The sequence below is a fragment of the Bowmanella dokdonensis genome (assembly GCF_017254865.1).
GTDB lineage: Bacteria > Pseudomonadota > Gammaproteobacteria > Enterobacterales > Alteromonadaceae > Bowmanella > Bowmanella dokdonensis.
Map to the genome: position 1 here is coordinate 151,111 of NZ_JAFKCV010000007.1, position 24,781 is coordinate 175,891.

The 24,781-nt window shown below is 54.4% G+C and carries 24 protein-coding genes; 12 read left to right on the forward strand and 12 right to left on the reverse strand.

Annotated features, from left to right (window positions below):
• Positions 1 to 188 precede the first annotated feature (188 nt).
• On the forward strand, positions 189 to 1,814 hold the full coding sequence (locus J0A66_RS13585) for a methyl-accepting chemotaxis protein (RefSeq protein ID WP_206574375.1): 1,626 nt from the start codon (positions 189 to 191) through the stop codon (positions 1,812 to 1,814).
• Here the strand turns inward: J0A66_RS13585 and J0A66_RS13590 are convergent.
• The 5 genes from J0A66_RS13590 to J0A66_RS13610 all read right to left on the reverse strand — a co-directional run bounded on the left by J0A66_RS13590 (position 1,805) and on the right by J0A66_RS13610 (position 4,994).
• Positions 1,805 to 2,332, reverse strand: coding sequence for an arsinothricin resistance N-acetyltransferase ArsN1 family A (locus tag J0A66_RS13590; protein WP_206574376.1), 528 nt, complete (start codon positions 2,330 to 2,332; stop codon positions 1,805 to 1,807). The genes J0A66_RS13585 and J0A66_RS13590 overlap by 10 nt on opposite strands.
• 93 nt (positions 2,333 to 2,425) lie before the next feature.
• The gene (gene arsB, locus J0A66_RS13595; protein WP_206574377.1) at positions 2,426 to 3,442 is read right to left on the reverse strand and encodes an ACR3 family arsenite efflux transporter; all 1,017 of its coding nucleotides are present in this window, start codon (positions 3,440 to 3,442) and stop codon (positions 2,426 to 2,428) included.
• A gap of 33 nt (positions 3,443 to 3,475) precedes the next feature.
• Positions 3,476 to 4,195, reverse strand: coding sequence for an arsenical resistance protein ArsH (gene arsH / locus J0A66_RS13600; RefSeq protein ID WP_206574378.1), 720 nt, complete (start codon positions 4,193 to 4,195; stop codon positions 3,476 to 3,478).
• The gene (locus tag J0A66_RS13605; protein ID WP_206574379.1) at positions 4,196 to 4,660 is read right to left on the reverse strand and encodes an arsenate reductase ArsC; all 465 of its coding nucleotides are present in this window, start codon (positions 4,658 to 4,660) and stop codon (positions 4,196 to 4,198) included.
• 1 nt (position 4,661) lies between these two features.
• Complete coding sequence (locus J0A66_RS13610; RefSeq protein ID WP_206574380.1) at positions 4,662 to 4,994, reverse strand: metalloregulator ArsR/SmtB family transcription factor; 333 nt, start codon at positions 4,992 to 4,994, stop codon at positions 4,662 to 4,664.
• A gap of 579 nt (positions 4,995 to 5,573) precedes the next feature.
• Between J0A66_RS13610 and J0A66_RS13615 the strand changes: the two genes are divergently transcribed.
• On the forward strand, positions 5,574 to 5,789 hold the full coding sequence (locus J0A66_RS13615) for an EF-hand domain-containing protein (RefSeq protein ID WP_206574381.1): 216 nt from the start codon (positions 5,574 to 5,576) through the stop codon (positions 5,787 to 5,789).
• A 226-nt stretch (positions 5,790 to 6,015) separates the two neighbouring features.
• Here J0A66_RS13615 and J0A66_RS13620 read toward each other — a convergent pair whose 3' ends face one another.
• The 4 genes from J0A66_RS13620 to J0A66_RS13635 form a co-directional block, all read right to left on the reverse strand.
• Positions 6,016 to 6,264, reverse strand: coding sequence for a DUF465 domain-containing protein (locus J0A66_RS13620; RefSeq protein WP_206574382.1), 249 nt, complete (start codon positions 6,262 to 6,264; stop codon positions 6,016 to 6,018).
• 74 nt (positions 6,265 to 6,338) lie between these two features.
• Positions 6,339 to 7,031 (reverse strand): SDR family NAD(P)-dependent oxidoreductase, encoded by a 693-nt coding sequence (locus J0A66_RS13625; protein WP_338143894.1) that lies wholly within the window; start codon positions 7,029 to 7,031, stop codon positions 6,339 to 6,341.
• A 38-nt stretch (positions 7,032 to 7,069) separates the two neighbouring features.
• Positions 7,070 to 7,648 carry a BON domain-containing protein gene (locus J0A66_RS13630; RefSeq protein ID WP_206574383.1) on the reverse strand — a complete coding sequence of 193 codons (579 nt, stop codon included), beginning with the start codon at positions 7,646 to 7,648 and terminating at the stop codon, positions 7,070 to 7,072.
• Positions 7,649 to 7,787: 139 nt separating this feature from the next.
• On the reverse strand, positions 7,788 to 8,276 hold the full coding sequence (locus tag J0A66_RS13635; protein WP_206574384.1) for a hypothetical protein: 489 nt from the start codon (positions 8,274 to 8,276) through the stop codon (positions 7,788 to 7,790).
• Positions 8,277 to 8,489: 213 nt separating this feature from the next.
• On the opposite strand from J0A66_RS13635, the gene J0A66_RS13640 reads away from it, so the two are divergent.
• Positions 8,490 to 9,833, forward strand: a complete 1,344-nt coding sequence (locus tag J0A66_RS13640) for a sigma-54 interaction domain-containing protein (RefSeq protein WP_206574385.1) — start codon at positions 8,490 to 8,492, stop codon at positions 9,831 to 9,833.
• Between the two features lie 24 nt (positions 9,834 to 9,857).
• On the opposite strand, the gene J0A66_RS13645 is transcribed toward J0A66_RS13640, so the two are convergent.
• Genes J0A66_RS13645 through J0A66_RS13655 form a run of 3 tightly spaced genes read right to left on the reverse strand, consistent with a single transcriptional unit; the run spans position 9,858 to position 11,945 of the window.
• A complete protein-coding gene (locus J0A66_RS13645; protein WP_206574386.1) occupies positions 9,858 to 11,486 on the reverse strand; it encodes a diacylglycerol kinase family protein in 1,629 nt (542 codons plus the stop codon).
• A 23-nt stretch (positions 11,487 to 11,509) separates the two neighbouring features.
• Positions 11,510 to 11,734 (reverse strand): hypothetical protein, encoded by a 225-nt coding sequence (locus J0A66_RS13650; protein WP_206574387.1) that lies wholly within the window; start codon positions 11,732 to 11,734, stop codon positions 11,510 to 11,512.
• A 34-nt stretch (positions 11,735 to 11,768) separates the two neighbouring features.
• Complete coding sequence (locus tag J0A66_RS13655) at positions 11,769 to 11,945, reverse strand: DUF1328 domain-containing protein (RefSeq protein WP_206574388.1); 177 nt, start codon at positions 11,943 to 11,945, stop codon at positions 11,769 to 11,771.
• Positions 11,946 to 12,241: 296 nt separating this feature from the next.
• Between J0A66_RS13655 and J0A66_RS13660 the strand changes: the two genes are divergently transcribed.
• The 9 genes from J0A66_RS13660 to J0A66_RS13700 all read left to right on the forward strand — a co-directional run bounded on the left by J0A66_RS13660 (position 12,242) and on the right by J0A66_RS13700 (position 24,777).
• Positions 12,242 to 12,670, forward strand: coding sequence for a hypothetical protein (locus J0A66_RS13660; protein WP_206574389.1), 429 nt, complete (start codon positions 12,242 to 12,244; stop codon positions 12,668 to 12,670).
• Positions 12,671 to 12,814: 144 nt separating this feature from the next.
• The gene (locus J0A66_RS13665) at positions 12,815 to 13,426 is read left to right on the forward strand and encodes an NADPH-dependent FMN reductase (RefSeq protein ID WP_206574390.1); all 612 of its coding nucleotides are present in this window, start codon (positions 12,815 to 12,817) and stop codon (positions 13,424 to 13,426) included.
• A gap of 234 nt (positions 13,427 to 13,660) precedes the next feature.
• Positions 13,661 to 17,752: a beta-helix domain-containing protein gene (locus J0A66_RS13670; protein WP_206574391.1), complete on the forward strand. Its 4,092-nt coding sequence runs from the start codon at positions 13,661 to 13,663 to the stop codon at positions 17,750 to 17,752.
• Between the two features lie 373 nt (positions 17,753 to 18,125).
• Positions 18,126 to 20,837, forward strand: coding sequence for a TonB-dependent receptor domain-containing protein (locus tag J0A66_RS13675; protein ID WP_206574392.1), 2,712 nt, complete (start codon positions 18,126 to 18,128; stop codon positions 20,835 to 20,837).
• Between the two features lie 182 nt (positions 20,838 to 21,019).
• A complete protein-coding gene (locus J0A66_RS13680) occupies positions 21,020 to 21,790 on the forward strand; it encodes a DUF3450 domain-containing protein (protein WP_206574393.1) in 771 nt (256 codons plus the stop codon).
• Between the two features lie 12 nt (positions 21,791 to 21,802).
• Positions 21,803 to 23,167: a MotA/TolQ/ExbB proton channel family protein gene (locus J0A66_RS13685; protein WP_206574394.1), complete on the forward strand. Its 1,365-nt coding sequence runs from the start codon at positions 21,803 to 21,805 to the stop codon at positions 23,165 to 23,167.
• Between the two features lie 5 nt (positions 23,168 to 23,172).
• Positions 23,173 to 23,694: a MotA/TolQ/ExbB proton channel family protein gene (locus tag J0A66_RS13690; protein WP_206574396.1), complete on the forward strand. Its 522-nt coding sequence runs from the start codon at positions 23,173 to 23,175 to the stop codon at positions 23,692 to 23,694.
• 61 nt (positions 23,695 to 23,755) lie between these two features.
• A complete protein-coding gene (locus tag J0A66_RS13695) occupies positions 23,756 to 24,160 on the forward strand; it encodes an ExbD/TolR family protein (RefSeq protein ID WP_206574397.1) in 405 nt (134 codons plus the stop codon).
• 5 nt (positions 24,161 to 24,165) lie between these two features.
• A complete protein-coding gene (locus tag J0A66_RS13700; protein WP_206574398.1) occupies positions 24,166 to 24,777 on the forward strand; it encodes an energy transducer TonB in 612 nt (203 codons plus the stop codon).
• Positions 24,778 to 24,781 lie beyond the last annotated feature (4 nt).

Genomic DNA, 24,781 nt, shown 5'->3' on the forward strand with positions numbered 1-24,781 from the left:
GGCTGCGGATGTTACCCGCAGGGTCGGAGCAGGCAAAGGAGGCAATTGTAAAAAACTGTTCAGTTGATCTGAAATTGACGCGGATCAGTAAAAAAATACCTAAGTTGCTGATAATTAGGTTTCTTTGAGCGGGTTTGTACTATGCTGAATAAATCCAACGATTTCTTTGTGACAAGAGAAAATCAACCATGCTGAACCAATACTCAGTGAAGATCCGCCTGACTGTTCTGGTGGTTCTGCCCATTTTGTTTTACATCCTTTCCGCCACCAGTTATCTGACGACCCTGGGCGATATGAACCAGGGCATTGGTAGTCTGTATGACGACAGGGTGGTGCCCCTGAAGCAGATTAAGGTGGTGTCGGACAACTACGCTGTCGAGATAGTCGATATCCTCCATAAATACCGGGCCGGACTCATCACTGAGGGTGAACTCCGCCAGCGCATGGATGCGGCTGAGAAAAAGGCAGATGAGGAATGGAAAACCTACAAGGCGACCAAACTGACGGATAGGGAAGTGGAGTTGGCTAAACAGGCTGAAACCAATCTGGTGCCCGTGAAGCAAAAAATTGAGCAATATCGTGGCCTGTTGAGCGCCGGTACCCTGAAGAGTCAACCGGCTGAAACCTTTGTCAGGGAACTCTACCTGGCATTCGATCCGTTGAGCGCAAGCTATCAGGAACTGATTGAATTACAATTGGATGAGGCGGACAAATTCCGGCAGCAGGCCGATGCAAGCTATACCAGCACATTGAGCTGGATGATCGTCAAAATGGTCGCGCTGTTGTTGATTATGCTGGGAGTGGCGTGGTTTATTTACCGCTCCATTCAGAATCCCCTGACCGACCTAAAAAATACCATTACCCGAATCGCCGCCGATGCGAACCTGACCTTGCGGGTGAGGGCGGTGGGCAGGGATGAGTTTGCCGAAACCGCCGGTGGCTTTAACCAGATGCTGGAGCGTATCCACGCGCTGGTCAAGGATGTCGCGCAGGCCTCCACCACATTGTCGGCGGCCGCGGAAGAAATGCATTCCATCAGCACTCAGGTCGCCAGCACGGCGACGGAGCAGGAGCATCAGACTACCCAGATCGCCACGGCGGTGACCGAAATGACGGCAGCGATCCAGGAAGTGGCGCAAAATGCCCTTAACACCTCGCAAAAGGCCAATAACGCCGATCAACAGGCGCAACTGGGCCAGTCCAAGGTACAGGAAAATATCCAGTCTATCGACGAGTTATCTAAGGTGGTCAATGACTCCAGCGGGGTCATTCAGCAACTGCATAGCCAGGCCAATGAAATTAACCAGGTGGTGCAGTTGATCCAGAGCGTGGCCGAGCAGACCAACCTCCTGGCGCTGAATGCCGCCATTGAGGCGGCCAGGGCCGGGGATTCAGGGCGGGGATTTGCGGTGGTAGCCGATGAGGTGCGGCAACTGGCCCATAATACCCAGAAAGCCACCGAATCCATCAGCGACATGATTAGTAAACTACAGGTGGCCGCCAAACAGGCGGTAGACAGTATGGGTAAGGCTCAGGAACGGGCCGGCGACAGCGTCGGTCACGCCCAGGAGTCCTCCAGGGTATTGCAGGATATTCTGGATGCTGTCACCGAAATTGCCGATATGAATGTGCAGGTCTCCACCGCTACCGAGGAGCAGACCACGGTGGCCAATGAGATCAGCGCCAATGTCAACGAGTTCAGTCTCAGCATTGCCAGCGTGACGGAAAGCTCACAGCAAAATGCCGAGGCCAGCAGCGAACTGGCCAAGCTGGCGGAGCAGTTGCACCAGCAGGTCAGGGCTTTTCAGGTCTGAGATTGCAAAGAGACTTTCTCTGGTGCCCGTATACCGGGCACCAGGTACTCCACTATTACCACATCCAGCCATTTTCCGTTGAGCTGGCCATGGCGCTCGTACACTCCCACTTCACGAAATCCAAGCTTCTTGCAGAGGGCGCGGCTGGCGGCATTAAAGGTAAAGATACGCGACAATACCTTATGGAATCCCCAGGCTTTGGCGGCCACCAGCAACTCGCCCAGTAGCTTAGTGCCGACGCCTTGCCCCTGTGCGTCTTCGGCCAGGTAAATGGAAAATTCCGCAATGCCCTTATAGCAGTCCCGTGGACGATACTCGAATAACCTGGCAAAGCCCACAACCCGGCCTGCCATCTCCGCCACCAGCACCGGATACAAATCATCGGCCTGCAGCCAGGCGGCGATATCCCGGTGGCGGCGAAGGGCAGTATCGAAGGTGCCGGTGCCGGAGGTGATACCGGTATTGTAGATATCTGTAATGGCGGTGACATCTTCCCGCCCGGCGTAGCGAATCTGCATCCTGTTCCTTTTTTCGATAGCCGTACCCTATTTACAATCAGCGTATCCTTTCATGACAACTGACAACTGACAACTGACAACTGACAACTGCATTCAGGCAAACCAGTGGCGGGTCCGGTTGGCAAACCAGACCAGCGACAACATCACCGGCACTTCCACCAGTACGCCCACCACCGTGGCCAGGGCGGCGCCCGAGTGCAATCCAAATAATGAGATTGCCACGGCTACGGCCAGCTCGAAGAAATTGGACGTACCAATCATACAGGCCGGTGCGGCCACATTGTGGGGCAGCTTCATCTGCCTGGCAGCCACATAAGCGATGGCGAAGATACCATAGGTCTGTATCAGTAGGGGAATGGCGATAAGGAGTATGACCAGCGGCTTTTCCAGAATGGTCTGCGCCTGGAAGCCAAACAACAGCACTATAGTGGCCAGCAGGCCGATAATGGACCAGGGCTTGAAGGCGGCAATAAAGGCATTCAGGCGGCTGTGATCGTTTGCCTTGTCCAGTCTTTTGCGGGTTACGGCGCCGGCAACCAGGGGCAGTAACACATACAGTATCACTGAGAGCAAAAGGGTCTCCCAGGGCACCTGGATATCACTGATGCCGAGCAAAAAAGCGGTGATAGGCGCAAAGGCGAAAATCATGATGATGTCATTGATGGAGACCTGGACCAGGGTATAGTTGGCATCGCCCTTGGTCAGATGACTCCATATAAACACCATGGCCGTACAAGGAGCCACGCCCAGCAGGATCATGCCGGCGATATATTCTTCGGCAGATTGGGGCTCCACCCAGTCAGCGAACAGGCCCTTGAAGAACAGCCAGCCTAACAAGGCCATGCTAAAAGGCTTGATCAGCCAATTGATCACCAGGGTCAGGATCAGTCCTTTTGGCTTTTCGCCCACATGCCGCAGGGAGGCAAAATCGACCTGCACCATCATGGGAAAAATCATCAGCCAGATCAGTACCGCTACCACCAGATTGACGTGGGCATATTCGATTGCGGCAATCTGGCCGAAGAGATCCGGGGTCAGATTACCCAGCAATACCCCCGCGCCGATACAGAGTGTCACCCAAAGCGACAGATAACGTTCAAACAATCCCATTCTGCATAACCTCCAAAATGACAAACACCAGTTTTACATACCCCGTTGATTTACCCGTTGCATCAGTTGTTCTGCACTCTCGACCCGCTCAGAGTAGCGGTCGACCAGGTAGGCACTGTTGTCACGGGTGAGCAGGGTGAATTTCATCAGCTCTTCCATCACATCGACGATACGGTTGTAGTAGCCTGACGGCTTCATCCTGTCGTTGTCGTCAAACTCAAGGAAGGCCTTAGCCACCGATGACTGATTGGGAATAGTGATCATGCGCATCCAGCGTCCCAGGACACGCAACTGGTTTACCACGTTGAAAGACTGGGAACCGCCATTCACCTGCATCACCGCCAGGGTCTTGCCCTGGGTGGGACGCACTGCACCCAGGGACAGGGGAATCCAGTCGATCTGCGCCTTCATGATACCGGTCATGGCGCCATGGCGTTCCGGCGAACACCAGACCTGCCCCTCGGACCAGATCACCAACTCGCGCAGTTCCTGCACTTTGGGATGCTGCTCGTCGTCGCCATCGGGAAGGGGCAGTCCCTGGGGATCGAATATTTTCACTTCGCCGCCCATGCGGGTCAGTAGGCGGGCGCATTCCTCTGTGACCAGGCGGCTGAAAGAGCGCTTGCGCAATGAGCCGTAAAGCAGCAGAAAACGCGGTTTATGTGCTGAAAATTGGCTGCTGAGCCGCTCCATATCGGGGACCTTGAACTGGCTTTCGTCCGGATTGGGCAGGGAGAGATCGGTGACGCGCATTCAGTACGCTCCGTGCTTTTTCAGGGCATCGGCCCAGTCTTTCTTATCCAGCCCGGCAACCTTTTTCAGGGCTTCTACCCGTTCGCCAATCAGATGGATGGTATGACGAAATGCCTCGGCTTTTTGCGCGTCAGAGCCGGTCAGCTTGGAGGGATCTGCCAGTCCCCAGTGGACTTTAAGGGATTTGCCAAACCAAACCGGGCACGTTTCGCCGGCGGCGGAATCACAGACTGTCACCACGAGATCCGGGGCGAAGTCTTCAAATTCGTCCCAGGACTGGCTTTTCAGGCCTTCAGTGGAGATACCCGCCTCCACCAGATACTTCAGGGACAGTGGATGTACTTCACCGGATGGCTGGCTGCCTGCACTTCTGGCTTCAATAAGCCCCCTGGCCTTGTGATTGGTAATGGCTTCAAAGAGGATGCTGCGACAACGGTTATGGGTGCATATGTACAGAATTTTCATCTTATGACTCGCAGTTTGAATTACAGGAATGGGATAGCCGGGAGAGACAGTCAGCCAGATAGTCCTGATTGTGGGTAAAGGTCTTATCCAGCACCCCATGAATCCAGTCGGGCAGGGCTGGATGCAGACGGTAATAGACCCATTTGCCGCGACGCTCATCCTGCAGCAGGTCGCATTTTCTAAGCTCGGCCAGATGCCGGGAGACTTTTGGTTGACTGAGTTGCAGGGCATCCTGCAGATCACAGACGCACAACTGATGTTTATGCCGGATCAGCAGCAACGACTTAAGACGGGTGTCTTCCGCCAGACATTTATATAGGTTCAGGGGGTTCATGGCTGCCTCTTTAATACATGCGGAATATCATATATATGATATTCCGCATGTAAAGGGCATCCATACTGTTCCAGAACAGCAACGCCTTAACTCTTTGATATTTATATAGATCGAGCTATGTGTTAAAAATTTGTTGTGATATGACGACAGTCAATCCGGACGGAAAATGCCCCTTAACTTCCTTTTGTTCTGTAACTTTTTGATATTATTGATTTTTTAAATTCTGGCATTGTCCTTGATATACCTTAACCATGAACCTTACACAGCCAGGACGGCTGGTCGGCAGGAAGCCAGTAAAGGTTTCGAAGTTTCCAGTCCACAGGATGGTCAAAAGCGGCAGGAGGTCGCGGAAGTTTCAAAGCCTTTAATAAGCCAGGGACGGCAGCGGCAGGATGCCAGACAAGTTGAACATCTTCTATATCATCGTACAGGATGATGTGGCAGGAGGCCCGGGAAGATCAATACTTGTCATGACAGCTTGGATGCTGAGCCCGGCAGGATGCCGGGCAAGGTTCACCCAATCTGCCTGCAAATGGATAGCAGGATCAGATAGTCTTTTGAATGAAAAAGGAGATTGATATGAAAAAGTTCGCATTTGTTCTGTTCTTGGTTCCTGCTATGGGTGCATTTGCCGCAGGAGATCTTTTCTCTACCCTGGATAAGGATGGAAATGGTTCGCTGAGCGCCACTGAGGCTGCAGCTGAAAGCCGTCTGTCCGCCAATTTCGACAAGTACGATACCGACGGTAACGGTGAAATTTCCAGAAGTGAATTTTCCAAGTACAAAGGTGAGTAAGACTAAATTACTTTAGTCACTAGTTCCTGACCAAAAAGCGCACCTATGCATAGGTGCGCTTTTTATGTTCAGGAAGAACGGTATGCCGCGATGGCAAGAATGCCAGGGAGCGGCGATGTTCAGGAAGAACGGGCAGAAAATTGCGTCCTGCCTTTTCTGCACTTCCGCCTTCCTTGGCGGTCGTATACCCGGGATGCCCCGGGAGCGGCTAACCCAAAAAGTGGTTCTATTGATGTTCTGCTTTATAAAGACGGGTGAAGAGTTGATCTTTCAGCTTCAGGCGTTTTTTCTTCAGGGCTTCCAGATAGTCTTGATCGGCAGGCTGGTGCCCCAGCTCAATGTCATACACTTCTTTATCCAACTGTTCGTAATGTACAGACAATCGGCTGAAGTCCTTGTCCTGTTGTTCAAGTATCTGAATAAGTTCCTGATGTTGGGGAAATTCGAAAGTCAGGCTGTGGCGCTTGGCGGGCATAAATGGCTCTCCTATGTTATGAATCTCAGCATTAATCCTAGTTGAAATGGACAGAAAAGTTCAGGCAGGCACACTTACCAGTCAATCTCACGTTTGTCACGGAACAGCTTACCCGTGGGGCCTTCATCGTCTAGGGTGGCCAGCCAGATTGGGGTCTGTGCTCCTTCTTCGGCAGAGCGGGGCGCTTCCTCCCCACCCATACGGGTTCGCACCCATCCCGGGCATGCCGCATTGACTTTAATGCACGGGCCCAGGGCCCGGGCAAAACAGACAGTGACCGCATTCAGGGCGGCCTTGCTGATGGAGTAGGCGGCGGGGCCCTCCAATCCTTCATAAAAGCAGCCCCAACCCGAGGACAGATTGACGATTCGTCCCCATTGCCTGGCCTGCATACCCTCTGCAAATATCTGGCTGAGAGTAAAAGGCCCAATGGTGTGGGTGGCCAGGGATTGATTGAGATTATCCAGGCTGGTTTGCATGGCGTCACCGGGCAGCATCACGCCGGCGTTGTTGACCAGGATGTCCACCGGACCCAGTACCTGCTGGATAGCCTGAGCCTGCATTCGGGTCCTGTCGGTGGAATTGAGGGTCAGTTCCACTCCCACTGCACTCCTGCCAATTCGCTTGGCGGCGGCTTCAGCATCCGGCTCATGGCGCGCGGCCACCAGTACGCGGATATGACCCAAAGCCGCCAGCCCCTTGGCTATCTCATATCCTATCCCCCGATTGGCGCCGGTAATCAATGCGGTCCTGGTGTAGTGGTCCACGCGAACATCCTCTTTGTTCTTTCTGACTGGATTTTAGTTTATTGCTGGAAAGAGGACCGCGCTGCGGTGAAATCATCAGCTTCGGTCACTTCCAGTTTATCCACCACCCGTTCGACATCGTTGGTATTTCTGGCGATAACAACCGCGAGATCCTTCTCGGCCTCCGAGTAGACGGAGCCATCCAGCGTGACGACGCCTTCGCTCACATCCACATCGATATCTGAACCGGCTACCTGAGTGTCCATCAGCAAGCGGGTCTTAACTACCGATGCAACCTTGGAATCGGTCAGACTCTGCAGCATGAGCCGGGTGGTATCCTTTGTCGCTTCCCTGACCTGAATGTTGTTTTCGACTCGCTGTACACCATCAATTCCCTCAACCAGTTCTTCCGCCAGAGCCCGGTCAACCTTGCTGGCTACCAGGCCGTTCAGGGTAACCACACCGTTGCGGACGTCAGTACCGATATTGAAGGAGTTCAGATTGGCATTGAGCAGCAGTGTGGTTTCGGCCTTGCCGTCAATCCAGGCATCCTTGCTTTGGTCCTGCCAGTTGTTGGCCGCGGCGGATAAAGTAAGGGTTGCCGTCATTAACAGCGTGTATATTTTGAGCATTTTCATTGGTACCTCCTACGGTCGCTTAAACCCGTCGTCAGAATACAATGCGAATTGAATGCCAGCGTCCTCTGTCCATCCAACCTGGATTTCCGCTATTCTCCCTTGCTGGCAGAGTAATATTTACTCTTCTTGTGTAGAAGTTTCAGTACAGATCCTGGTTGGTCCGGGTCAGATATTTACCCTGGTGATGATGCTTCAGACGGTCCAGCAGAATCTGCATCCAGGCCGTATGTTCGGATAACTGCAAGGCCAATTGTCGATGATTCAGTGTCCTGAGCACCTGTTTATGTAAGGTCAGCAGATGTTCTTCTACTCTGGCCAGTTCAGCTAACATACCCTGTTGCAGCCGGTTGTTGAGCTGTTCCCGGACCTTGTCGTAGAAGACGTTGAAATCGTGGCTGTCACTGGCAACAGGCCGAAGATCTGTCAGGTTTTTCAGAATCAGATCGATAATGCTGCGCTGGATACCCGCCATCTGCCTGAACCTCTGGACCACTGAGGAGTCTGACACTGCTTTGCTGGCTTGCAAGTAAAAGCCTTCGCCTGCAAAGCTCGCCGCCAGCAGCCGAGCCAAGAGTGCAAGATCATGCTCAGTGATCGGATTGCCCGAGGATTTCCGTTGAAAGGGCATGCCGGGTCTCCTGTAGATAATTGAAAGACTGATTTTTCAGGGTTTACCTAGTTGTCTCTTTCAAACTCCATACCATTTCTCCCAGGTTGACGGGCTTGCCCTATTTCCTGTGTTAAACTTGATGATGAAAAAGGATTTAGCTGACTGAATTAAAACTCGATCTGGATCCGGGGGTCTAACCGCTCGGCTTCTGCAGACCTAAAAGGAAACGGTATGGGATCTACCTCTATTTTGCTGCGCGTGTTGGACAAGTCTCTGATGAACCAGATTTTAAAGGCACATCAAGGATCTGAGCCGAGTTGTTATGCCTGTCCGGAACCCCGGGACTGGGTAGAGGAATTGCTCACAGGTGAGTACGCGTTGGCCGTGGTCGAACTGGATGACCTGAGCACAGAGCAATGTCAGCGGCTGTGTGATGCCCCTGCACTCCTGCAAACGGAGTGTATTTTCCTGAGTCAGGGCAAGCCCAATCCCCTGATCGATCAGCTAATGATGAAAAGTGCCGGGTTTCACTTTCGTCGCCCCTTTCATGTCGAGGACATTCTGGAGTGCATACAGGACGCCCTGCGGGAACTGGTTGCTGATCGCCATTCACCCCAGGAGGTTCTGTCCAGTGAGCTGGATCAGTTTGGCCTACTGGTGGGTTCCAGCAAACCCATGCGGCGGCTTTACCGGCTCATTCGCAAGCTCAGCGGGGTCGATACCAATGTATTGGTTATTGGTGAAAGCGGCGTGGGCAAGGAGTTGGTGGCCAACACCTTACATCTGGCCAGTCCCCGTTCGCAGAAACCCTTCGTCGCCATCAACTGCGGCGCCCTGAGTCCTGAGCTGATAGACAGTGAGCTGTTCGGTCATGTGAAAGGCGCCTTTACCGGAGCACACAAAGATCACATGGGGGTGTTCGAACAGGCGGCCGGAGGCACCCTGTTTCTGGATGAGGTGACAGAGATGCCCCTGGAGCATCAGGTTAAATTGCTCAGGGTACTGGAGTCGGGGGAATTTCGTGCCGTTGGCAGTCACCGGGTTCGCTTTGCCAAAGCCAGGATTATCGCCGCCACCAACAGGGAGCCGGTGCAGGCCTTGGCGGAAAACTGTCTGCGTGAGGATCTGTACTTCCGACTGGCCGAGTTTCCCGTGCACGTGCCGCCGCTCCGGGAGCGGGGTTCGGATATCGTAGGGCTGGCCAGGCATTTTCTGGCTTACCGGAACGCCCGTGAGAGCCAGCATAAGAGTATCGCCCAGTCAGCCTTGGATAAACTGGTTCGGCATAGCTGGCCCGGTAATGTCAGGGAACTGAAGCACGCCATCGAGCGGGCGTTCCTGCTGGCAGATGGATGCATTGAGGCCAGGCACCTGGTATTGGAAGAACAACTGGACAGCCCATTGGCCAGTGGCGCCGTTCCGGGGGGGATGGCCCTTGAGGATATTGAGAGGATGGCTATCTTCAAGACCCTGGAAGAGAACGGCGGCAATAAGAAAATGGCGGCAGAACTACTGGGGATCAGTGTCAAGACACTCTACAACAAGTTGGAAAAATACCAGAAAGAAACAGATTGAGAGTTTATCTGGTCCCTCGCCGACTCAGGGTTCGGGGGCCAGTACCTTCAGTGAAGCCGGACGGATTTGTATATCCAACGGAAAATCGGTGAAGATCTCTCCATCCAGCACATATTTGTCCAGTTTGTCGCCGCTCACCCTGACCCGGTTAGCCCGGCGGTGTTTGACCTTGGACTGCAATGCCGTATCCGTGAGGCCCGAGAACACCAGTTCGGCCATGCTGAACAGATGTTGCTCAGGGACCTCGGTCGCATCCAGCCAGGTAATATCCAGCTTGCCGTCCGCCAGATCCGGTTGGCCTCGTCCCTGTGCCAGCAGGGTAGTGATGGGGGCGGCATTGGCAATCGCCAGGCTTTGGGTATGGATGATCTGTTCTTCTTCATCATCAAACTGTACTTTGAGAAAATAGTCCTCATTCTGGTTGATGGCTTCCCATAAGCCCAGCAGATAAGCACCCTGGCCGAGCATGTCCTTTTCCTTACGATTGGCGGCATGGACCATCTTATGTTCGAAACCAATAGCAGCCAGCAACAGCATCAGTTTGTCGTTGCAATTGGCTGTATCGATGATGCGGATATCGCCTTCTATTAAAGTGTCACAGGCCGTTGACAGGGGCATCAGTTTGCTTCGCGGTCCCATCAGGGCGTGGCTCAACGCATTGGCAGTGCCCAGCGGAATAATTCCCAGTACCGCAGGCTTGTCGATCAGGGCCTGGGCGACTTCTGTGATGGTGCCGTCCCCCCCACAGGCGATAACCAGATCGGCACCGTAGTCCACCGCCTCCCTGCCCAGTTCGGTGCCGTTTGTTTGCCTGCTGGTCAGCTTGAAAGTGAGGTCAAAATGCTGTTCCAGTCTTTCTCTTATTTCGGCTTCGCAGTTCTTCCATTTTCCGCCCCCAGCTATGGGATTGGCGATGATCCAGGCCGATTTGTCCAGCACCAGTCGGCCCTCCTTGTGCAGTGACTCGAGGCGCTTGAACTGATAGCGATTGAGCCGGGCAGTCTCACGGATGGCATTAATGCCCTCCAACACTTCGGTTGCCGATCCTTTGCCACGTTTCGCCAGCAGATAGGCGGCCAACACCAGTACAGAACGCCCCCGCCCCAATGCACAGTGAATCAGTACTTTTCTGCCCCGTTTATGTTGGTGGTGGATCCAGTGCAGGGCTTGGTTCATCTGGCTGCTTCTTGGAGCAGCATGGTCGAGCACGGGGATATTGAGATAGGCGATGTCTTCGCCTATCAGTGACCAGTCGAGGCCATCGAATTCACAGGTAACGTCCAGTATTGCGCCGACCTTCTCCTGTTTGAGGTATTCCACATCGGTAGGAAACAGGCGACAGCCGAGATACAGATCCTCCTCTATCTGCTGCACAGGCGGAACGGTGTCACGTTTACGTACCCAGGCGTTATAAATCTGGACGCCAAGTAAAAAGGGAATGAAAATCCAGCGGATGTAGGCAGGAATCCTTCCGTCCTTACGCTTGCGGAAGATTTGCCCCGCATTTGCCAGATAGGCGAGGCTGACGGCAAAGAGGGAAAGACCGCCCCAGCCCAGAGGAATCTGGACCAGGACGGGCGAACTCAGGGTGGCCAGGATGGCCAGCGCTACGGCCCCTGAGAGATAGTAAAAAGCAGCGGATGTGGCTGTCATAGACTTTGGGACATCGACTGGGACTAACAGTCTTCGTCTTCAGCATCCATGTTTTCCTTAGTCTCTTCACAAAGGTCTTCCACTTCGTTGCCCGCTTCGTCAACGGCATCCTTGACCCCTTCCTTGGTCTCCTCTACCGCCTCACTGACTTCCTCGCCAGCTTCTTCGGCGTCATTTTCCGTACAGGCCCCGAGACTGAGCAGACCAGCGGAAAACAGAGCTGCGATGGTCATTTTCGTGAGTTTCATAGTTATCTCCTTGTCTTTCGTGCTGTTTAAGGATCTAAACCCTTGGACGTCTGCCACGAATTGCTCCGGCTACCAGTGAGATCACCAGCAGTACCAGGAAGATGAAAAAGATGATTTTAGCTATCCCTGCTGCTGCGCCGGCAATACCACCAAAGCCAAACAGGGCGGCTACCACTGCAATAATAAAGAAAGCAAGAGCCCAACCTAACATAATTCCTCCTTTGTCTGTTCGGCCGAATTTCCTGATGGGATTGGCCGGTTGGTTCCACACTGTTTAAGCTATCCTTATGCCAGACTTTAGGTGAAAAAAATAACTTCATGATATTTAAGAAATTATTTTTTAATCCAATAAGCGGGATACCATTCAGTGAAATACCCGCCTGGGGTAATTTTTACAGCGGCCCTGGTAAGGCTTTCATTTTTCAGTAATTTTTGTCTCGTCCCTGATACTTCTTAAACCACGGCGGTGATCTAGTATTAAATGACTGTCTGCAAAGGAGAACAGTCATGCAGTGGTTTCGAAGGATTGTCGCAGTACTGGTGAGTATGCTGGTGGCAGGATTGCTGATAGCCGGGCTGGAAGGACTGGGTAAAGTGTTTTTTCCACCTCCGCAAGGGCTGAACTGGCAGGACGCTGAGCAAATTGAGCTGTATATGCAGGGTATGCCGGTTGCCACGCTGTTGTTTGTGCTGGCGGGGTGGTTGCTCGGCACTTACTGCGGCGGGCTGGTAGCCAGCCTGATCGGCAGAGGCCATGTCGTTTTCTATTGTTGCCTGATCGGCGGCCTGGTGCTTCTGTGTGCAGCCAGCACCCTTTTTCTTCTGCCTCATCCCTGGTGGTTTGTTGCGCTGGCATTGCTTGGCATTCCCCTGGCTACCTGGCTGGCGATTCGCCGCATGCAGCGATTCTTTGCCAGGGAAGTACCCCCTGACTAACCGGAGTTTCCTCACTTTATAGTTCTCCGTATCTCTGCCCGGTAACCCCGTCGCTTCTTTGAAAAAATCTGTTTGACCTTAAGTCTGCTTGAGGTTTTAACCTTGCTTGCAACTGATTCCCAAAGTGAAAAACAAGGAGAGAAAATGACACAGACACTTCGTATCGCCATTGTTATGGGTAGTATTCGTGACGGACGTCTCTGTCCAGCAGTTACTGACTGGCTGATGACCGAACTGGGCCAGTTCAGGGAACTGGAACTGAGCCTCATCGATCCGGCGGATATCCCCATGCAGACATTTGCCGATCCGCTGGCCAAGCCGATTCTGGAAGGGATGCGGCGTGAGTTGGCGGCTGCCGACGCGTTTATCCTGGTGACTCCCGAGTACAACCACAGTTACCCAGCGGCACTCAAGTTCATTATTGATTCCGCTTACGAGGAGTGGCAGACCAAGCCGGTGGGGTTTGTCAGTTACGGGGGCGTATCGGGTGGCATACGGGCTGTGGAGCATCTGCGCCAGGTATTTGCCGAGCTGCAATCGGTCAGTATGCGTGATGCAGTCAGTCTGGCGAATGTGTGGGAATTGTTTGATGAGCAGGGTCAGTTGATTGACCCCAGGCGCCCGCAAAGAACCTTGCACAAAATGCTCGAACAACTGGGCTGGTGGGCCGTCGCGCTGAGAAATGCCAGAGCGGCTGATTGCCTCACACCCAGATTGTCGCCAAAAGGAGCGGGGCTGAGACTGAGCTGCACATGACTCCTGATTCAAAGTGGGCCAGCATCGCAGAGGCTGTTTGCATGGACGGCCCCTCGATTTGAGCGAAACCATTGCCCATTATTTAAAATAACCTATTGATTTTAATGAATTTGAGCCTGAGTTTTCCGCTAAAAATGAAACTTTTGTGACAGGCAGGTGATGTAACAAAAGTGTCACTCTCCTTGGTTACCCTTGCTGGCGTTTAATCAAACCCATTATATTTTGGAGAGCTCAATGGAACTCAAGTCCCTGTTTAAGGCGTCTGCCATCGCAGCCGCTTTGGCCCTGGCAGGCTGTGGCGGTGACATCGTAATCAATGAGGGAGATGTGAATACCCCGACTCCCACACCCACACCTACCCCCACGCCTACGCCGACTCCAACCCCCACGCCTGATATGCCAAGCAGTGCACTGGAACAGGGCCTGGCGACAGATGTTTCCGCTGAGTATCCCGAAATTACCGATAAGCCGGTTTATCGCCTGGCTGCAGACACCACCTTTACTGCCGATGTGTCGCTGACCAATGACGCCCACTGGGTACTCAATGGCCGTACCGCAGTAGGTGGCGACAATGAAAATAGCGCTACTCTGGTCATCGAAGCCGGTACCACAGTATTTGGCACCTCAGGGGATGACTTCCTGGTGGTGCGCCGTGGCTCCATGATCGAAGCCGAGGGTGCCGCCGATGCGCCTATCATCATGACCTCTGTACAGGATGTCACCGGTGCTGAAACCGATATCGGCCAGTGGGGAGGCCTGGTGCTGCTGGGTAATGCCCCGGCTAACTCCTGTGGCGATCAGGTAGGTGAAACCACCGCCGATGAACTGGCAAACTGCGGTGTGTCTGCCGAAGGTGACGCCGGCCTGTTCGGTGGTAACGATCCACAAGACAATTCCGGTATCCTGAAATATGTAGTGGTCAAGCACGCAGGTAAGACGCTGGGCAACGGCGATGAGCTTAACGGCATCAGCTTCGCCGGTGTGGGTTCAGGCACCCTGGTTGACTATATCCAGGTGCATCAGAACCTGGACGATGGTATCGAATTCTTCGGGGGAACGGTTAACGTCAAGCACGTGGTCCTGACCTCTATCGGCGATGATTCCCTTGACTGGTCTTTCGGCTGGACGGGTAAAGCCCAGTATGTGTATATCCAGCAAAGCTCAGTAGACGGTGACAATGCCTTTGAAGCCGATAACAGCGAATTTGATGCTGCCGCTACCCCGCTGACCAAACCCACTGTGTCTAATGTGACCGTGGTAGGCGCCAACGGCGTGAACGGTCTCCGTCTGCGTGCCGGCACCGCCGGTGTGCTGAAAAACGTGCTGGTGACGGGCCCTGCAGGCTATGAAAACTGCCTGCGTGTCAATGGTGCCGAATCCATTGCCAACGCCGAAGCCGGTGAACTGACCGTCACCCACTCCGTCATTGCTTGTGACAACGCCGACAACAACTTCGGCTCCGATCAGATTAGCGGACAGAGTACCCAGGCCTGGTTTGAAGGCCAGGAAGGCAACCAGGTACTGACGCCCAATGCGTTGGGATTGTCGGCTGACGGCTATACGCCACAGGCAGGTTCGGTACTGGCCGGCAGCGGCTTCGATGCGTCAGGTCTGGACAGTTTCTTCGATTCCACCAACCATATCGGTGCATTCAGCACCAACAACAACTGGATGGCTGGCTGGACTGTTGGCGTGCAGGGCGGCTTCCCCTCTGACGTGCAAAACGCCTTTGAACAAGGCCTGGCCAGCGATGTCTCCGCAGAGTATCCGGAGATCACCGATAAGCCGGTTTATCGCCTGGCGGCCGACACCACCTTCGTGTCTGATGTGACCTTTACCAACGATGCCCACTGGGTGTTGAGCGGCCGCACAGCGGTGGGTAATGACAACGAAGACAGCGCCACTCTCTACGTTCAGGCTGGTACCACTGTTTTCGGTACTTCCGGGGATGACTTTTTGGTCGTACGTCGTGGCTCCAAGATTGAAGCTCTGGGCTCTGTGGGCGCACCTATCACCATGACCTCCGTTGAGGATATGTCCGGCGGCGAGACCGGTGTCGGTCAGTGGGGTGGGCTGGTGCTGCTGGGTAACGCACCGGCCAACTCCTGTGGTGACCAGGTGGGTGAAACCACTCAGTCTGAACTGGACAACTGCGGCGTTTCGGCCGAGGGGGATGCGGGCCTGTTCGGTGGCAACAACCCTGAAGATAACTCAGGTACGCTGAAGTATGTGGTGGTTAAGCATGCCGGTAAGACCCTGGGTAACGGGGATGAACTCAACGGTATCAGCTTCGCTGGTGTGGGTTCAGGCACCACGGTGGATTATATCCAGGTCCATGAGAACCTGGACGATGGCATCGAGTTCTTCGGTGGGGCGGTGAGCGTGTCTCACGTGGTGCTGACCGATATCGGTGACGATGCCTTTGACTGGTCTTTTGGCTGGACGGGTAATGCCCAGTATGTCTACATCCGTCAGAGCTCTGAACAGGGGGATAACGCCTTTGAGTCCGATAACAGCGAATTTGATGCCGGTGCCACACCGCTGACCAAGCCAACAGTGGCTAACGTCACTGTCATGGGGGCCAACGGCGTCAATGGACTCCGTCTGCGCGCCGGTACGGCCGGTAATCTGAAAAATGTTCTGGTAACAGGTCCTACAGGTTACGACAACTGCCTGCGTGTCAATGGTGCCGAGTCCATCGCCAATGCGGTGGCCGGTGAACTGACTCTGACCCATTCTGTGGTGGCCTGTGCCGATGGCGCGGATACCTTTGGTTCCGACCAGATTGGCGGTCAGAGCACCCAGGCCTGGTTCGAAGGGCAGGAAGGCAACAGCCTGATGGGGGTAAACGAGTTGAACCTGGCCAACAACGGCTTTATGCCTGAGCCAAGCAGTCCACTGCTGGGCGCCGGCTTCGATGCGTCTGAGCTGGGTGTGTTCTTCGGTGAAACCGATTATGTGGGCGCCTTCGACGGTGCTAATAACTGGATGGAAGGCTGGGCCTTCGGTGTCGACAGCGGTATTCCTGATGACGTACAGACCCCGGCAGAGCTGGGACTGGCCAGCCTGGATAACAGCTATGCCCTGGACAAGCCGGTATACCGACTCAACGCCGATTTGACCATGACCCAGGACATGGTGCTGACCAACGACATTCACTGGTTGATCAAAGGTCGTACCGCAGTGGGGAACGACAAAGCCGACAATTCCACCTTGTATATCCAGCCTGGCACCACACTCTTTGGGGAAGACGGCGATGACTTCCTGGTGGTGCGTCGCGGCTCCAGGATTGAGGCTGTGGGCACAGCCTCCGCGCCCATCATCATGACCTCTGGGCAGGATATGACAGGCGATGAGACAGGCATTGGCCAATGGGGCGGTCTGGTGCTGCTGGGTAATGCCCCGGCTAATTCCTGTGGCGACCAGGTGGGTGAGACCACACAAGCCGAACTGGACAGCTGCGGTGTGTCTGCCGAAGGGGATGCGGGTCTGTTCGGTGGCAACGATGCCAACGACGATTCCGGCACTCTTAAGTATCTGGTGGTGAAGTACGCCGGTAAGACGCTGGGTAACGGGGATGAGCTCAACGGCATCAGCTTCGCCGGCGTCGGCTCAGGCACAGTGGTGGATTACATTCAGGTGCATGAAAACCTGGATGACGGGGTCGAATTTTTCGGCGGCACGGTCAATGTCAAACACTTGGTGCTGACCGCTATCGGTGATGATTCCCTGGACTGGTCATTCGGCTGGACAGGTAACGCCCAGTACGTCCTGATCAAGCAATCCTCGGCTCAGGGCGACAATGCCTTTGAAGCTGATAACAGTGAGTTTGATGCCGCCGCCACGCCGCTCACCAAGCCTACCGTTGCCAACGTCACCATTCTGGGCGCAGAGGGGGTCAATGGTGTCCGTCTGCGTGCCGGTACGGCCGGGATCATCAAAAACCTGGTGGTTACAGGCCCTGCGGGATATGACAACTGCCTGCGCGTCAATGGGGCCGAGTCCATTGCCAATGCCGAAGCGAGTGAGCTGACTCTGACCCACTCTGTGGTGGCCTGTGAAGACGGTGCCGATACCTTCGGCTCTGACACCATCGCCGGCGGCACGACCCAGGCGTGGTTTGAAGGTCAGCAGGGCAACAGCGTGATGACCCCAGCCACTCTGGGTCTGAACGGTTATCAGCCAGCAGCGGGTTCCGCCCTGCTGGGGGCGGGATTCGATGCGGCCGGGTTGGGTGCCTTCTTTGACAGCGTCGATTATATCGGTGCCATGAACGCGTCCAATGACTGGACAGCCAACTGGGTGACTGTGGGTCTGAACGACTAACCAGGCCTGGTCAGAAAGTAATCTAAGGACTAAGGCGCTGACAGGGCGCCGTAAGGGCGTGTTTGTCTTTCATATTGACGCTCTGCTGGAGGCCATTTTTTTGCCCGGCAAGGAAGATGGAGTGAAGTTTAGCGAGCCTAAATAAACGACTGATGACGACGCTGGACGGAAAAATGGGCCCAGCCCGAAGGGTTGAGTCTAAAAAGACCTCACTCAGTGTTGCTCACAACTTGTTTAGATGGCTAAACGGCGTTACTCGCGCCTTGATTGAGGGCTTTTTAGCTCTCAACAGAGGTCAATATGAAAGATAAACACGCCCTATGTTCCTGAAAAACGCATTCGAAACGCACAGTTGCATTGGAGTTTCTTTATCATGAATTCTACACAGAATTGGCTGCCTAACCGACTGAGTCTCGCCGTGATCACTGCCCTGGTAGCTGGCAGTGCCGTGCCGGTAATGGCTCAAAGCGAAGACGAAGACAAAGTCATTGAGGAAGTGGTGGCTACCGGAACACGTCTGAAAGGCACGGCAGCGGCCGTGATGCAGGAGCGACAGAATCAGGCCTTTGTGGCCGACATTATGGGCGCCGAGCAGATTTCCCGAACCGGTGACGGCGATGCCGCCTCCGCCCTACGTCGTGTGACCGGTCTGACCCTGGTGGACGGTAAATTTATCTATGTGCGGGGGCTGGGGGAGCGCTATTCCAGCACCCAGCTCAACGGCATGATGGTGCCCAGTCCTGATCCCACCCGCTCGGTGGTGCCCCTGGATCTATTTCCTTCAGACATTATCGAAAGTCTGAACGTACAGAAGTCTTTTTCACCCAATATGCCGGCCCACTTTGGCGGCGGTAACGTGAACATCCGCACCAAATCCATACCCAGCGATTTTATCTTCAAGGTCAGTGGCAGCCTGGGCTGGAATACCAACAATTCCGACGATGGCTATTTCTATGAAGGCGGCGATGACGACTGGTCCGGCCGTGACGACGGCACCCGGGCCTTGCCTCAGTTGTTTGTTGAAGCGTTCAGGGATTATCAGTCAGCCGGCATCGAAGGTTCGTCCCGCAACCGTCTGACTCTGGAAGACCGCCAGGCGCTGCTTGGCTCAATGAACTGGGATATCGGGCCCGATACCAAGTCGGTGGATCCCAATATGAGCCTGGGGGCGACCCTGGGTAATGATTTCGAGCTGGAACAGGGAGTGTTGGGCTTCCTGGCTGCTGTGTCTTACAGTAATGAGTGGCTGGTGGCTAATGAGTCCAATGGCACCAACCTGGGCACCACAGGCTGTAGTGAGGCCGGTGAGAAATGTTTTGCCCAGTTCTATGAGGGCGTCTCCACCGAACAGAACGTGCGCTGGAGCGGCATGTTCAACATAGGTTATGAGTACAACAATAATCATAAGATCGAGCTGACCAATATCATTTTGCATGACATGTCGGATGAACTGCGTAACCGCCTGTTTACTGATGTGAATGAAACGGAAACGGGCAAAACCGAATTACGCCGTGTGGATCTTCAGTATGAAGAGCGTCGTATGACCACGTCACAGATCAAGGGAACCCACAATTTCCCTGAGCTGAATTTTGCCTATCTGGATTGGTACGCCGGCACCAGCCGCGCCAGTCGTGACGCGCCGGGGGCACTGGATGTGATATTCCAGCAGAACTTTGTCGACGGTGTGTTTGAGTCGGAGCAGTTGCAGGACGTCTCGGCTACTAACCTGACCCGCGAATATCAGACGCTGAGTGATGAAGCCGACACCTGGGGCTGGAACTTTGGCTACCCCCTGCGGACTGGCAAATGGGACATCGAACTTAAGGCTGGCGGCGATTTCTTTGAGAAAGCCCGTACTGCGGAAAACATTAAAATAGGCGTGCCGCATCGGGCGATTGCCGATGATGCCACCTTCGGTTCGCGTATTGACGAGATCTTCTCGCCAGAGAACCTCAACAGCGCCGATTTCTACAACAGCAGCACAGGGGCCGGGATTTTTGACGACGGCACCACTGACGGTGACAAATATGCCGCCGGCAGCATGCTGGATGCTTACTACCTGATGGCCGATGTGTTCTATGACAATAAGTGGCGCTTCAGTGGCGGTGTGCGTTTTGAAGACTTCCGCCAGCTGTCCATCCCGTTTCAGGCCCACACCGGCCTGTTTGACGTGAACAGTGAAGAGATTGCCGCCCTGTCGTTCCAGGAAGACGACGTATTCCCGTCCCTGGCCATGACCTACATCATGGATGACGAGATGCAGTTCCGGTTGAACGTCAGCCAGACGGCCATCCGACCCGATATGCGGGATATCAGTACGTCCTTCTTCGTGGATCCGCTGACCGAGTTCCTGGTCCGTGGCTCACCGACGCTGCAAAGCGCCAAGCTGGACAATATCGATCTGCGCTGGGAATGGTACATGGCTGACGGAAATAACCTGTCCGTGGCCCTGTTTTACAAGGATATGGAAAACCCCATCGAGATGGTGGAATTGGCCAGTGTCGGTGGCGCCGCCCCGTCACTGCTGACCGCCAATGCCCAGGAAGGTGAACTCAAGGGGGTGGAAGTGGAGTTCCTGCATGACCTTGGCTTTATGGGTGACTGGGGCAACGCCTTCTTTATGACAGGTAACCTGACCTTCTCCGATTCCAGCGTGAATCTGGGCATTGCCGATGATGGTGTGGACTCCCTGTTTGAGCAGCAGCTCAAGGACGCCCTGGACGCCACCACGGTGTCCAACATTGTGACCAACAACGAACGTCGGCTGGTGGGGCACTCTGAGTGGGTGGCCAATATGCAGTTCGGTTGGGATTCTGACAATGGTGAGCACTCAGCGTCATTGGTTTACAACGTCTTTGGTCCACGTATTATCGTGCCCGGAACACGTGGCAATGCCGATGCGGAAGAGGAATCCTTCCATTCGCTGGATCTGGTTTACACTTACTACCCGACCTTTGAGACCACCTTCAAGATCAAGCTGCAAAACCTGCTCGGTGAAGACAAGGAAATCACCCAGGAAGGTCTGTTCCTGTGGAAAAAAGAAGTGGGCACCAGCATCAGCGCCAGTTTTTCCTGGGAATTTTAATGCCCTGGCCCCAAGGGGCCATCTCTTTGTGAGCCCCGGCTGCGGGGCTCCCGTCTCAAACTGTCATAATCGTCATATTGCAGTCATATAAGCGTAATAAATCTGTCACAGATAACCCCTATCCTGAGCGCGAATTTCAGGATCAGTATTCCACTGGTCTTTTTTAATTAGGGTTAGACAGTATGAGGCTTTTGACACTACTTCCGCTGGCCATCCTGGCCACCTCCATCGCAATAGCCAATCCGTCCCTGGCGCAGCAGGATCAATATCTGGAGCCTGTGGTCAATGAGGCGGCCAAGATCAATGAATCCGCGGCCGGCTCGCAGCAAAAAATCAATAAGATGACGGATCAGATAGACAGCAAGATGCAGCAGTTCAAGGTTCTGAACAAGGAGATTGAAGGCCTGAATGTCTACAACAGCCAGTTGCGTAAACAGATTGAAAACCAGCTTGCCGAGATGCAGGACCTCAACGGTGCCATCGATGAGGTTAGCGTAATTGAACGTCAGATTACGCCCCTGATGATGCGCATGATCGAAGGCCTGAAACAATTTGTCGCCCTGGATATTCCTTTTTTACCCGACGAGCGCAGCAGACGGCTGGCCGATCTGGAAGCTCTGATGGACAGAGCCGATGTGGCCCCGTCTGAGAAGTTCCGCCGGGTAATGGAAGCCTACCAGGTGGAAATGGACTACGGTCGCACCCTGGAAGCCTACAGCGGACTGCATACGGTAGAAGGCCAGGAGCGCGATGTGGACTTTTTGCGCGTCGGTCGCACCGCGCTGGTGTACCAGACCCGGGACGCCAGCATGCAGGGAATCTGGAACAAGCAGACCCGCCAGTGGGAAGAGCTGCCGGACAGCTACCGCAGCCAGGTGACCAAAGGCCTGCGTATGGCCAAAAAACAACTGGCTCCCGATTTGCTGATGCTGCCCGTCGCCCTGACCGATTAAGAGAGTAGACAGATGAAATTATTCAAGATGATCACAGGCACCCTGTTGGCTTCCTTAATCGCCAGCGGAGCCGCCGCCCAGCAGCAGGACAAGGCCCTGAACCTGGATGAATTGCTCAAGCAACTGGAGCAGGGCCAGATTGCCCAAGGCCGCGACAATCAGCGTCGTGAGAAAGAATTTGCCGCTAAAGTGGCGGAGCAGGATGCCATGCTGCGGGAAACCACGGCCGAGCGTAATCAGGCTCTGCAGACCAGTGAAAGCCTGGAGCGTCAATTCCAGGAGAATGAATTTAAACTGGCCGATCTGAATGAAGCCCTGACCACGCGCTTAGGTTCACTCAAAGAACTGTTCGGGGTACTGCAACAGGTGGCCGGCGATACCAAGGGCAAATTCCAGAACTCGGTGATTTCAGCCCAGATCCCCGGCCGTGCGGCCTTTTTGGATGAGCTGGCTCAATCCATGGGCTCCAGTTCCAAGCTGGCCTCCATTGAAGAAATCGAGCGGGTCTGGTTTGAAATCCAGCGCGAGATGACCGAATCAGGCAAAGTTACCAGGTTTACCACCGATGTGGTGGAAGCCGGCGGTAACAAGGTCAGCAAGGAAGTGGTGCGTGTTGGCGCCTTTAACCTGGTGGCCGATGGCAAATACCTGGATATGAATCCGGCCACAGGTACAGTGGCAGAACTGGTGCGTCAACCTGCCGACCGTTATGGCGAAAGTGCGGCACAGCTGCAGGCGTCTAACGGCGAGCTGGTGGAATTCGGCCTGGATCCCACAGGCGGCTCCATCCTGGGTCTGCTGGTACAGGCCCCGGATCTGCAGGAACGGGTCGATCAGGGGGGCATTGTCGGCTACATCATCCTGGCGGTAGGCGCCATCGGATTGCTGCTGGCTCTGGAGCGCCTGATCAGCCTGACGCTGACCAAATCCAAGGTAGACCGACAGCTCAAGCAAAAAGAGGTGCGTGCAGATAACCCCCTGGGGCGGGTACTCAAAGTACGTGAGCAGTATCCCCATGCAGATACCGAAACCCTGGAACTCAAGCTTACAGAAGCTATTCTGGGCGAAGTGCCCAAGCTGGGCCGCAACCTGACCATTATCAAGATCATCTCCGTGGTGGCACCGCTGATGGGGCTGCTGGGTACCGTAACCGGGATGATCAACACCTTCCAGGCCATTACCCTGTTTGGTACCGGCGATCCCAAGCTGATGGCCGGTGGTATCTCCACCGCCCTGGTAACCACAGTGCTGGGTCTGGTGGTGGCCATCCCCATGACACTGCTGTACGCCATGCTCAACACGCGCAGCAAGAACATCGTCTATGTGCTTCAGGAACAGGCTTCCGGCGTCATTGCAGAACGCGCCGAGCGGGGATAAGCGTCATGTTTGTCGAGTTTTTTGAAGCCATCCGCGACTTCACCGAGACAGGGGGCCAGGTACTGCTGGTCATCGGTCTGCTGATCTTCGTGATGTGGCTTCTGATCCTGGAACGTGCCCTGTATTTCTTCATCTGGCACAAGCACTTCAAAAACGAGACGATCGCTAAATGGAATGCGCGCCAGGACAAGTCCTCCTGGTTTGCCGAGCAGATTCGACAGGCCATGATCTCCCGGGTCAGCCTCAGGCTGAACGGTCCGGTACCCATTATCCAGGCGCTGGTGGCCTTGTGCCCCCTGCTGGGTTTGATGGGGACGGTCACCGGCATGATTGAGGTCTTCGACGTGATGGCCATTTCCGGCTCGGGCAATGCCCGCTCCATGGCATCGGGTGTGTCCAAGGCGACCATCCCCACGATGGCAGGCATGGTCGGCGCCCTGTCAGGGGTATTTGCCTCCACCTGGCTGGCACGGATCAGCAAGACGGAAAAGATGCATATCGAAGATGCCATGGCCATGGAGCACTGAGAGTTTGTCAGTAAAACATGAAGTGGCACCTGGGATGAATCAAATTGAGTAAGAGAATTTTATGAAACAGCATTTTCAGAATCTGGTAGACGAAGAAGAAGCCACCATCGACCTGACGCCCATGCTGGACGTGGTCTTTATCATGCTGATCTTCTTTATCGTGACCGCCTCTTTCGTCAAGGAAGCCGGCATCGATGTGAATCGTCCCGAAGCGGCCACTGCGGTGAAAAAAGACCGGGCTAATATTCTGATCGCCATCAGTGAGAAGAACGAAATCTGGATTAACAAGCGCCGGGTGGATGAGCGTGCCGTACAGGCCAATATTGAGCGTCTGTACGCCGAAAACCCGCAGGGCAGTGTGGTAATCCAGGCCGACAAGAAGGCCACCACTGAAATGTTGATCAAAGTAATGGATGCCTCCAGGGCTGCCGGCGTCTTTGACGTCTCCATTGCCGCACAAGAGTAGCAGACATGCCTAGACTTCTGATAGCCCTGTTACTGTCAGCAGCCGTTACCCTGGGGCTCTTCTATCTGATGCAGTCGCTGATCCAGATGGGCGGCAGCGCGCTGACCGAGCCCCCTGTGGGGTCGGTGCTGGATTTCGTGCGGGTCAAGGAAGAAGAGACAGTGGAAAAAAAGGATCGTAAACCCAAAAAGCCACCTAAGCCCGAGGAGCCGCCCCCACAGATGGAGCAGCCACAGATGGACTCACCTACCCCCAATGCTGAAGGAAGCGGGGGCATGGACTTCTCTGCCGATGTGGGCGGTGATATGGCCATTGGCGGCGGCCTGGCCCTGGAAGGGGGCGACGGCGAATACTTGCCTATCGTCAAGGTGGCGCCTGTGTATCCCCGCCGTGCACTACAAAGGGGTATCGAAGGATATGTGATTGTGGAGTTTACCGTCACCAAGGCCGGCACCGTCAGCAACCCCTTCGTGGTAGAAGCCAACCCCGAAGGGATTTTCGAAGAGGCGGCTATGGATGCGGCCCTTAAATTCAAATACAAGCCCAGGGTAGTAAATGGTCAAGCCGCCGAAGTGTCCGGTGTGCAGAACCGTATTACTTTCCAGATCGATGGTTAAGGAG